Source organism: Mycobacterium sp. (assembly GCF_035314665.1).
GTDB lineage: Bacteria > Actinomycetota > Actinomycetes > Mycobacteriales > Mycobacteriaceae > Mycobacterium.
This window is the reverse complement of record NZ_DATFZD010000365.1, coordinates 1-11,030: the sequence shown is the minus strand read 5'-3', so window position 1 is coordinate 11,030 and position 11,030 is coordinate 1. Positions and strand designations below refer to the sequence as shown.

Sequence of the window (11,030 nt, the reverse complement as noted above, 5' to 3'; positions counted from 1 at the left end):
GGCGCGGCATCTCCCCGGCGGGGATGATCTCCGCGATTTTGGTCGGGAAGTCGACGGCGACAAGTGACTGCATGCCGATGACGTAGACGCCGGTGCCGTCGGGCGTGACCGCCGCGGACAGCGGCGCGTCGGGGAGGCGCATGGAGGTGACTTCGCGCGTTTCGACATCAATGGCCGAGATCGAGTTGGTGTCGTAGTGGGTCACCAAGACACGCGAACCATCCGGGCTCACGGTCACGGTGTCCGGCGACAGCGGGACGGCGATGATGTCGACAACGTCGTGTTGCGCCGTGTCGATCACCGTGATCGAGCCGGGAAAGTACTGGGTGTAGGAACTGAGCCGGGAAGTCGCGACGTAGAGGTGATCGCCGTCGGGGCTCAGATCCATCCCGGTGGCGTAGTTCTCGATCGCCACGGTGGTGATCGACGTACCGTCTGCAGCGGTCGCTGAAATCAAGCTTTCGAAGCTTTCGCGACTGGTCGCCATGTGGGCGGTGTAGAGGTGCCGCCCCGAGGGGCTGACGACTTCAGCGGTGCTCGGGCTGCCGTAGATGGTCGTGACCGTGTGATCGGCGGTGGTGATGATCCGTACCGAACCGTCGTAGCCGGGAACGTAAAGAAAAGCCTCGTCGTCGCCGAGAATCAGGCGCTTGGTATCAGGGCCGACGGGTATGCGCGCCGCGATGTCGCTGCCGGCCAGCACGAGCACACAGTCGTCGGCGGCGACATAGACCTGATCGGTGTCCCTGCCCGCGACGACGTCGAACAAACGAGCGCCGATCGGAGCTTTCCATTCCAGGACCATGCACTCACGATGCCGTTTCTGGTGTCCGTGGTCGTCGCTGCTGGCGCCTAACCGGTATGGGTGATAGCTGGAAAACGGATACCGCGCGGTGCAAGATGGTTCCTCAAGCAGGCAACCCGGAAGGACGAGCGCTTTGACCACGGAAACAAGCACCGCCGAGGCCAGCACTGGGCCGGCCCCGCTGCGCGCGGTTGTGGCCGAGGACGAAACCCTGCTCCGCGAGGGTTTGGCCAGCCTGCTGGACCGCTCCGGGTTCACCGTCGTCGGCCAGGTCGGCAACGCTGTCGAGCTGCTCGCGCTGGTGCGCAAAACCAACCCCGATGTGGTGGTGGTGGACATCCGGATGCCGCCCACCCACACCACCGAGGGTCTCGAGGCCGCCCGGGTGATCCGGGAGGAGCTGCCCGACACCGGGATTATGGTGCTGTCTGCCTACGTCGACGTCGAGCATGCGATGGAGCTGTTGGCCAGCGGCCGCGGGATCGGCTATCTGCTCAAGAGCCGTGTCACCGACGTCGCCGATTTTGTCGACACCCTGCAGCGGGTAGCGAAGGGCGCGTCGGCGATCGACCCGGCGGTGGTACAGGAGCTGGTGTCCGGACGGCGCCGCAACGATCCGCTGTCGGTACTGTCGCCGCGCGAATTCGAGGTGCTGGAGTTGATGGCCGAGGGCCGATCCAATGCCGGCATCGCGCGGCAGTTGTGGGTGACCGAGGGCACGGTCGAAAAGCACGTCCGCAGCATCCTCACCAAACTCGGCCTACCGGAGACCGGCGACGACCATCGTCGCGTCCGCGCTGTGATCACGTTTCTCGACTCGCGGTGACTTGCAGCTGATCGGTGTCACAGTAGCGCCAGCGCCAAGCAGGCCCCTCACGCCGTTTGCGCCAGGCCCCATGAGTTGCGATGGCCCTCCGTCCGGCCCACCTCGGTGAGCAGCCTGCGCAGTCGGCGACGCCCGCGATGCAGGCGCGACACCACGGTTCCGATTGGCGTGTCCATCACTGTGGCGATTTCCTTGCACGGGAGTCCCTGGATATCCGCGTAGTAAACGGTGAGGCGGAACTGCTCGGGCAGCGCGCGCATTGCAGTGATGACGTCGTGGTCGCCAATTCTTTTCAGCGCTTGATCTTCGGCCGACGGCATTCCCGTTGCCGAATGCGCAGCGCTCGCCATCACTTGCAGATCCGAAATCGCCTCCGCCAAATGCTGTACTGGACGCCGCTGGGCTTTACGGCAATTACTGATGTGGGTGTTGGCCAGGATTCGGTACAGCCAGGCGCAGATATTGCTGTCCGGCCGGAAGGAGTCAAACCCGGCGAAGGCTTTTGCCAGCGTGTCCTGGACCAGGTCTTCGGCATCGGCGTGATGGCGGGTCATCCGCAGCGCCTGCCGGTGTAAGTCGCTGAGCAAGGGAGCGATTTGGTTTTCAAAGCCGGCCGTAGGGCCCGCGTCGGCAGTCAATTCCACTGGCAGGGTCATCATGCACCTCTCGTGTCGCGCCCCGAACGGCGTCTATCCGGCTACCCGCCTTACGTTTGCGTCCGCGCTGGCCCACGTCTGCACCGCTGGCCACCATGGCGGGTTCTGGTCAGCCGCATTCCGCGTCTCCCGGCTAACCGGTATCTGGCCGCCGATCAGTAACCCCGCGCCCGGCTACGCAGCCCGCCAAGTCTCCTCATTGCGACCGGCGTCACAGCAGGCCCGCCAATCCTTCCCGTCTCGGGGCGAATTTCCTGCTAGCTTCCATGCCATCGGGCCGTCGCTACTCCAAACTGAACTGGTGAGACTAGGTGATCGGGTGCGGTGCGTCATTGTCGACGACAACCGCGATTTCCTCGATGCGGCGACGCGGTTGCTGGAGCATCAGGGAATCAGCGTGGTCGCGGTGGCAAGCTCCTCCGCGGAAGGGCTGCAGTGCGTGGAGAACCTGCGGCCCGACGTGACGCTTGTCGACATCGACCTCGGTGACGAGAGCGGTTTTGAACTCGTTGAGCGGCTCCACCGCAACGGGTTCGGCGCCGACCTGCCGACTATCTTGATCTCCACGCACGCCGAGGAGGACTTCGCCGAACTGGTCGCTGCCAGCCCGGCTCTGGCCTTCATCCCCAAGGCCGCCCTGTCCGGGGCCGCTATCCGGGACGCTCTCGGACTCGCCGCGTAACGGCACACCCAGCCGGCCAACACGGCGCTCTTCCATGGCGGCCGAAAGGCGCACAATGTTTGCGATACCGCTTGAGTAGCCGCGCAACAGTGCCGCGCTGAGTCGGGCAGGCACACACAGACCGGACTCACACCGCAACGGAAACTGACGACCAATCTCTGGTGAGGTGATTGGCAAGAGTGTCAAGTTGCTTTGCGCGCTTCCCCGCGGCCACATTGAAGCCCGTGGCATCACGGTTTGCTTGGGCGATTCACCACCGCGCTGCGATCTCCTAGAGCGTAAGCACTATTGGTGGTAGCGCGCCTAGTACCTCGGTGGTTGATCGGACGCCAGCGCCACACTACAGGCCGCTTTCAACGAGACATCGGATACACGGTCGCAGCAGAAAATCCCAACCGCCGTGATGGAGGTGATGAGAAGGCCTCAGGTCGGCCCAGATCATTTCTGACAATTCGCCAGAAAGGCAGCACCTTTCACACGCGATACCCGCTAGCGGGGTATATCGATTGGCGTTGCCGGTAGCGACAGACGTATGCGAACGCGGCACTCTAAACAAGAGCCGATCTGCCAGCACGTAACACGCGAAAGCGGCTTGCGCGCAACTCTGCTCGCGACCGACGCCATCGCCGAGATGACGTACTCGCAGACCGGTTCGGCAACGTCGTTGAGCCCCATGGACTTCGACGTGTCGGCCAACGCCACGCGTGGGCGCCAACGAAAAGGTAAGGAGACCACTCATGTCAGCTGGCCACGGCGGTCGCCGCGTGATGCCTATGTCTGGAGTACAGGGGCATGAGCCGAATAACCCAGCTGTGCGGCCGCATCTCCGGCGTGCCCGCAGGTACCCGTCTCATCGGGCGGCCACGCGTACCGCGCGCCGACCGGGGCTGGCTCGCGTTAGGCGCTTGATTGTGCGTGCCCTGGAGGTGGCGGGGCTTGTCGCAGCGATCTGTACCGCTGTTGTGGTGCTTGTCCATCCAAAGGCTGTCGGCAGCCAATCCGTGGCTGCTGATTCTGTCCTAAACCGGCCCGATCCCCGCGCATTCTCGATAGAGCAGGTGGCGGCAAAGGTGTTGCCCAGTGTGGTGACACTGCAAATCAACCAAGGCGGCTACCCCCTGATGGCTTCTGGGATCGTCCTGAGTGCCGATGGACTGATCATGACCAATAACCATGTCGTAGCGTTGGCGAGCAGCCGACCGCCCCAGTCGGGGAGCTTCGAGGTGATTTTCAACGACGGCCGGACCGCACCGTTCACTGTGATCGCGACCGACCCAGCGAGCGATATCGCCATTGGTCGCGTCCAACAGATTTCCGGGCTCACCCCAATCTCGATTGGCTCGTCGGCCAATCTGCGCGTCGGTCAGCCGGTGACGGCGGTGGGAACTCCGATGGGGTTGCGCGGCACGGTCACCGTCGGCATCATCAGCGCGCTCAACCGTCTGGTATCTCCGGCGACCGATCCCGAGCAGCGGTTCGGCGCGTTTTATGCCATCCAAACCGACGCCGCGCTCAACCCGGGTAACTCCGGCGGCGCCCTCGTTGATATCGACGGTGACCTCGTCGGCATCAACGCGGCCGGGCAGGGTGCGATCCCGGCCGACGGCTCGGGCACCGCCTATCGCGGATCGATCGGGCTGGGCTTTGCCATTCCCGTCGATCACGCCGCACGTATCGCCGCCGAATTGCTCGCCACCGGCCACGCCTCGCATGGCTGGCTGGGCGCTCAGGCCAGCAACGACATCGACCCTCACGGCGCCAAGATCACCGTGGTGGAAAACGGTAGCCCCGCCGCGGCGGCCGGGTTGACCGTTGGCGCGCTGGTCACCAAACTCGACAACCAAATCATCGAAAACGGTGACATGCTGCTGGCCGCGGCGCAATCCAAAGAACCCGGCACCCCGGTAACCTTGGTCGTCACCGACAGTTCCGGTCAGCCCAAGACCGTGCAGGCCACCCTAGGCACCGACCTAGGCCGGCGGTAGATAGTTGCCCTTCCAGGCCAACAGCGGTGAGCAACGAGGTCGACTCGCGCGGCTTGCGCGCCGATCGTGGTGCATCCCTCCGTCACCTGGTCGGGCCCGGCCAGGACCTATTTCCGGACGGCAACCCACTTTCACAATTGAGCGAGGTCCAGCACTCCATGCCGTCTAATAGCTCTTACCCTGCTCGCGGCTGTGGAACACAGTGCCCGAGCAAGTGGCGTCTAAACACATTGCCAACCATTTCACGTGGCCTGCCAGGAGGTGTTTGGCTTTAAGGTTGGGGATGAGTGGGGGCTTGGTCGGGTGAGGACGGTGGTTGCTGATGGGCGATCGCCATCGCGACGCGGACGCGTTGACGTCGTTGTATGGGCGGCGACGCGAATGTGCGGCGCTGGATTTGCTGCTGGATCAGGTGCGTGGCGGCCGCAGCGCCGTGATGGTGCTGCGGGGTGAGCCGGGGGTCGGTAAGACGGCGCTGTTGCGGTACGTGACCGATCAGGCGGCGGGCTTTAGCGTGGCGCGGTGTGTGGGCGTCGAGTCGGACATGGAGTTGGCTTTCACTGGACTGCATGACCTTTGCGCGCCGATGCTCTCGTGCCTGGATGCGTTGATCGAACCCCAGCGTGCAGCGCTGAGTGTGGCGCTGGGTCTGGCGTCTGAGGAACGTCCCGAACCGTTCCTAGTGGCGCTGGCGGCGCTGAACCTGTTCGCACTGGCCGCTGAGGAGCACCCGCTGCTGTGCGTGGTGGATGACGTGCAGTGGCTGGATCGGTCCACCGCTCAGGTGCTCGGCTTTGTGGGGCGGCGGCTGCTGGCCGAGCCGGTCGCGCTCGTGTTCGCGACCCGAACGACGGACGCCTTGGACGATCCGCTGGCGGGGTTGCCGTACCTGCGGTTGTCCGGGCTGGATGAGCGGTCGGCTCGGGCGCTGCTGGCATCAGTGACTACGGCTCGTCTCGATGAGAGCGTGCGCACACGCATCGTGGAGGAGGCGCACGGAAACCCGCTGGCATTAGTGGAACTGGGCGCGGTGGATTTCGCGGGCGGATTTGCGCTGCCCGACGCGGTCAGTGTGCCGCGGCGCATCCAGGACCAGTACCTGACGCGGCTGCGCGGGTTGCCGCGGGGAACCCAGCGGCTGGTGTTGGTGGCCGCGGCCGATCCGGTCGGGGACCCGGCGCTGCTGCAGCGCGCGGCACACGCGCTGGGTCTGGACATGCGCGCGGCCGACTTGGCCGTCGATGCGGGACTGCTGGACATCGGTGCGACCGTGCGGTTTCGCCACCCGTTGCTGCGCTCGGCGGTCTACGGGGCCGCCGAGGAGGAAGAGCGGCGAGTCGTGCATGCCGCTCTGGCCGAAGTGACCGACCCGCAACTTGACCCCGACCGGCGGGCCTGGCATCGCGCTTACGCGGCGGGTGCTGCCGATGAGGAGGTGGCCGCCGAGCTGATCGGGTCGGCCGATCGCGCGGCGCGCCGCGGCGGGGTGGCGGCGGCGGCGGCGTTTTGGGAGCGGGCGGTTCCACTGACCCCCGATCCGGCCACGCGGGCAGAGCGGGCACTGGTTGCGGCCGAAGCCAAATACGCCGCGGGGGATTTCGCGGCGACCGAAAAACTGTTGGCAGCCGCCGAGATGGGTCCACTCGACCAACAGGGGCAGGCGCGCCTTGAGCGCATGCGCGTGCAGATCCGATTCGGCCTGCAGCTCACGTTTCTACTCAACCGCGGCAGAGAGGCCCCGCTGCTGCTGCTGCAGGCGGCGGCGCGGCTGCAGCCGCTGGATCCCGTTCTGGCGCTGGAAACCCTGCTGGAAGGCCTGGTAACCGGCATGTACGCCGGCCGCCTCGCGGCCGGGGATAGCTTGGCCCAGGTGGCGCAGGTGGCGAAATCCGTGCCGCTGGGGCCCGAGCCGCCGCATCCGCTGGTGCTGCTGCGCGGGCTGGCGGTGCGGGTGCTCGATGGCCATGTTGCCGCGGCTCCGCTGCTCAAAGAAGCGCTGCGCCTCTACAGAGCCCAGCCGATGCAGCTGGATGCGCTGTGCCACCCGTACTGCCTAGTGGTAGCCGAGCTGTGGGACGACGGTGCGTGGTTTGAGATTGCCAGCGGCCAGGTACACCTCGCCCGCACCACGGGCAGCCTGAGTTGGCTTCCGGTCGCGCTGGGTTGGCTTTCGGAGTATCACGTCCGGGCTGGCGAGTTCGCTGAGGCCGAGGCGCTCATCTCGGAGTGGCAGACCTTGGACCCGGGTGTGGGCGCGATCAGCTTGCAGTACGACGCGGTGCTGCTGGCGGCCTGGCGCGGCGACCCGGCACACGCAACCGACCTATTTGAAGAGATGGTGATAGCCGGTTCCAGGCGGGGCGAGGGCGTGGCATTAACTTATGTCGACTTCGCCAAATCAGTGCTCTACAACGCTCAGGCGGAGTACGACCGAGCCGCCGAGGCGGCGCACAACGCAGTCGGCGCAAACGACTTCCTCATCTCCTATTGGGCGCTGCCCGAACTGGTGGAGGCCGCGGCGCGAAGCGGCCAGCGGACGCGTGCCGCTGAGGCCGCTGAGCGGTTGTCGGCGATGGCCGCGGCCAGCGGGACCTACAGCGCTCTTGCGGCGGCCGCGCTGGCGCGCGCGCTGATAGCCGACGGCGATGTGGCCGAAGGTCGTTACCGGGAGGCCATCGAGTTACTCGTCGGGACGCGGATGGCATCGCACCTCGCGCGGGCACGGCTGTGCTATGGCGAGTGGCTGCGACGCAGCCAGCGCCGCGCCGAGGCGAGCACTCAGCTACGGGCGGCGTTTGACGCGTTTTCGGCCATGGGCGCCAACGCATTTGCCGATCGCGCCCGCCGCGAGCTGGAGGCCACCGGAGAAAAGGTACGGGCCTACCGCCAGGACCCAGGCGCCGCACTGACGCCGCAAGAGCATCAAATCGCTCAGCTCGCGCGGACACGGCGCACTAACCCAGAGATCGGCGCCGAACTGTTCCTGAGCGCACGCACCGTGGAATGGCACCTGCGCAACATCTTCACCAAGCTCGACGTCGGCTCACGCCACGAACTCGACGCCGCCCTCGCTCGCCGCGGTCACCCACTCGCCGTCGCCACGCGAGACCGATAACCCGCTTACCACCGCGCATCAGCGGTTTCTGGCACGAGGCTGGCCGTAGACACAGCGGAGTCGAATTGGGCTGCGCCCCAGGATGAGCCGCCGTGGAATACCCGCAGGGTCCTCCGCGAGTGGTAGAGGGGATTGGTGGCGAGAACCGCTCGCAATACTCTTCGACCACGATTTTCGCGAGCGCGGTTCCAAAGCACTAGCGGGTGTCGGCGTCAAAGCTCAGCACCTTGGTATTACGAAGTGGTGGCGCGGGCCCGGGGATGTGCGGCGTTTCACGACCGCGTGGGCGGCGTTAAGATTCGCGGTGTTCAGGCCCTCGGTGCGGTGAGGACGGTGGTTGCTGGTGGGCGATCGCCATCGTGACGGGAACTCGTTGACGTCGTTGTCTGGGCGGCAAACCGAGTGCGCGGCGCTCGACGGGCTGCTGGATCAGGTGCGTGGCGGCCGCAGCGCGGTGCTGGTGCTGCGCGGTGAGGCGGGGATCGGCAAGACCGCCCTGCTGCGGCACGTGACGGATCGAGCGGCCGGCTTTAGGGTGGCGCGGTGCACGGGCGTTGAGTCGGAGATGGAGTTGGCTTTCGCCGGGCTGCACGATCTGTGCACGCCGATGCTCTCCTGCCTGGGCGAGTTGATCGAATCTCAGCGCGAGGCCCTCAGCGTGGCGTTGGGTCTGACGTCCGGGGCGCGCCCGGACCCGTTTATGGTGGCGCTTGCGACGCTGAACCTGTTGGCGCAGGCGGCAGAGGACCGGCCGCTGTTGTGCGTGGTCGACGACGTCCAGTGGCTGGATCGCGCCACCGCTCAGGTGCTCGGTTTTGTCGGGCGGCGGCTGCTGGTCGAGCCGGTGGGGCTGGTGTTTGCGGCCCGGACGCCCGATATCTCCATGGCGGTCCCGGAGGATCCATTGGCGGGCTTGCCTGATCTGCGGTTATCCGGGCTGGCCGAGCAACCGGCCCGCGCGCTGCTGGCATCGGTGACCACGGCGCGGGTCGACGAGAGCGTGCTAAGACGCATCGTCGAGGAAGCACACGGAAACCCGTTGGCTCTGCTGGAGCTTGGCTCGGTGGATTTCGCGGGCGGGTTTGCGTTGCCCGACGCCGCCAGTGTTCCAAGCCGTATACAGGACCAGTACCTGACGCGGTTGCGTGGGTTGCCGTGGCAAACCCAACAATTGGTGTTGCTGGCGGCCGCCGATCCGGTTGGGGACCCCGCCCTCCTGAGCCGCGCGGCTCTGAGGTTGGGTTCGGACATCACCGCGGCCCATTCGGCCGTCGATGCCGGGCTGCTGGACATCGGCGCGGGGGTGCGCTTCTGTCACCCGTTGCTGCGTTCGGCGGTGTACCAGGCCGCCGACGTCGAGGAACGACGGGCGGCTCATGCCGCCCTCGCCGACGCGACCGACCCGCAGGTCGATCCGGATCGGCGGGCGTGGCATCGCGCCCATGCGGCGGACGCTGCCGATGAGGAGGTGGCCGCCGAGCTGATCGGGTCGGCCGATCGCGCCCAGCATCGCGGCGGGGCCGCGGCGGCTGCGGCATTTTGGGAGCGGGCGGTGGCGCTGACCCCCGATCCGGGTCGGCGGGCCGCTCGTGCGCTGGTTGCCGCCGAAGCCAAATACGCCGCCGGCGATTTCGTCGCGACTCAACAGCTGCTGGCAGCCGCCGACGCCGGTCCCCTCGACCAGCGCGGCCACGCGCGGGTTAAGCGGATGCACGCGCAGATCGCATTTGGGCTCAACTGCGGCGGGGAGGCGCCCTCGCTGCTGCTCCAGGCCGCGCAGCGGCTGCAGCCGCTGGATGCCGACCAGGCATCGGATACCTACCTGGAAGCTGTGGTGGCCGGCATCTACGCCGGGCGCCTCGCCGTCGGGGCAGGCATGTCGGAGGTAGCGCGGGCAGCCCTATCCGCCCCGTTGGGGCCCGAGCCGCTGCCCTATCCTCAGCTGCTGTTGCGCGGGCTCGCGGTGCGGGTAGTTGACGGATATGTCGCCGCGGCGCCGCTGCTGAAAGAGGCGCTGCGCCAATATCGTGCCCAGCCCCAGCGATTGGACGCGCTGTGCCACCCCTACAACCTCGTGGCCATCGAGCTGAGGGACGACGAGGCGTGGTTCGAGCTGGCCAGCGGCCAGGTTCGGCTCGCCCGCTCCAGCGGCACCCTGAGCTGGCTCCCGTTTGCACTCGGCCATCTGGTGATGTTTCACGCGCAGTCAGGTGAGTTCGCTCAGGCCGAGGCACTGATGTCGGAGCAGGCGAGCATTGATCCGACGAGCCCGGAGCGCGATTTGTATTGCGCGGTGATGCTGGCGGTGTGGCGCGGAGACGTCCCCCGGGCAAGCGAACTGATGGATAAGATGACTGTCGGTGCTGCTACCCGGGGTGAGGGCGTGGCACTGGCGTTTGTGGACCTTATGAAGGCGGTGCTCTACAACAGCCTAGCTGACTACAGCAGGGCCGCCGTGGCTGCTGACGACGCCGTTAGTGCGAACGAGATAATGAACGCGAACGGGGCGCTGCCCGAACTGGTGGAGGCCGCGGTACGAAGCGGCCAGCCAGATCGCGCCGCCGCGGCGTGTGAGCGGTTGTCGGCGGTGGCCGCGGCCAGCGGGACCGACTGGGCCCGTGGCGCGGCGGCGCTTGCGCGGGCCCTGCTGGCCGACGGCGATGTCGCCGACGAGCTCTACCGAGAGGCCATCGAGTTGCTCAGTCACACCCGGATGGCGACTTTCCTCGCGCGGGCGCGGCTGTGTTACGGCGAGTGGCTCCGGCGTACCGACGGCCGCTCCGAGGCGAGCACGCAGTTACGGGCCGCGTTTGACGCGTTTTCGGCCATGGGCGCCAACGCATTTGCCGACCGCGCCCGCCGCGAGCTTGAGGCCACCGGGGAGAAGGTACGCACGCACCGCGAGGAGCCGGGCGTCGAACTGACCCCTCAAGAGCATCAGATCGCCCAGCTCGCGCGGAC

The 11,030-nt window shown here is 66.6% G+C and carries 6 protein-coding genes and 1 pseudogene; 5 read left to right on the top strand and 2 right to left on the bottom strand.

The genetic code is table 11. The annotated features are described in order from the left end of the window. A pseudogene (locus VKI00_RS25320) lies at positions 1-805 on the bottom strand (YncE family protein); the annotation flags it as partial. A gap of 133 nt (positions 806-938) precedes the next feature. On the opposite strand from VKI00_RS25320, the gene VKI00_RS25315 reads away from it, so the two are divergent. Further along, entirely contained in the window at positions 939-1,631 is a 693-nt protein-coding gene (locus VKI00_RS25315; RefSeq protein ID WP_324443240.1) for a response regulator transcription factor, read from the top strand. Between the two features lie 47 nt (positions 1,632-1,678). On the opposite strand, the gene VKI00_RS25310 is transcribed toward VKI00_RS25315, so the two are convergent. Further along, a complete protein-coding gene (locus VKI00_RS25310; RefSeq protein ID WP_324443242.1) occupies positions 1,679-2,275 on the bottom strand; it encodes a sigma-70 family RNA polymerase sigma factor in 597 nt (198 codons plus the stop codon). Between the two features lie 313 nt (positions 2,276-2,588). Between VKI00_RS25310 and VKI00_RS25305 the strand changes: the two genes are divergently transcribed. The 4 genes from VKI00_RS25305 to VKI00_RS25290 all read left to right on the top strand — a co-directional run. Then, the gene (locus VKI00_RS25305) at positions 2,589-2,969 is read left to right on the top strand and encodes a response regulator (RefSeq protein WP_324443239.1); all 381 of its coding nucleotides are present in this window, start codon (positions 2,589-2,591) and stop codon (positions 2,967-2,969) included. 1,001 nt (positions 2,970-3,970) lie between these two features. Then, positions 3,971-4,954, top strand: a complete 984-nt coding sequence (locus VKI00_RS25300) for a S1C family serine protease (protein ID WP_324443238.1) — start codon at positions 3,971-3,973, stop codon at positions 4,952-4,954. A gap of 322 nt (positions 4,955-5,276) precedes the next feature. Next, a complete protein-coding gene (locus tag VKI00_RS25295; protein WP_324443237.1) occupies positions 5,277-8,069 on the top strand; it encodes an ATP-binding protein in 2,793 nt (930 codons plus the stop codon). Positions 8,070-8,412: 343 nt separating this feature from the next. Further along, on the top strand, positions 8,413-11,030 hold a 2,618-nt coding region (locus VKI00_RS25290; RefSeq protein ID WP_324443236.1), incomplete at its 3' end, for an AAA family ATPase.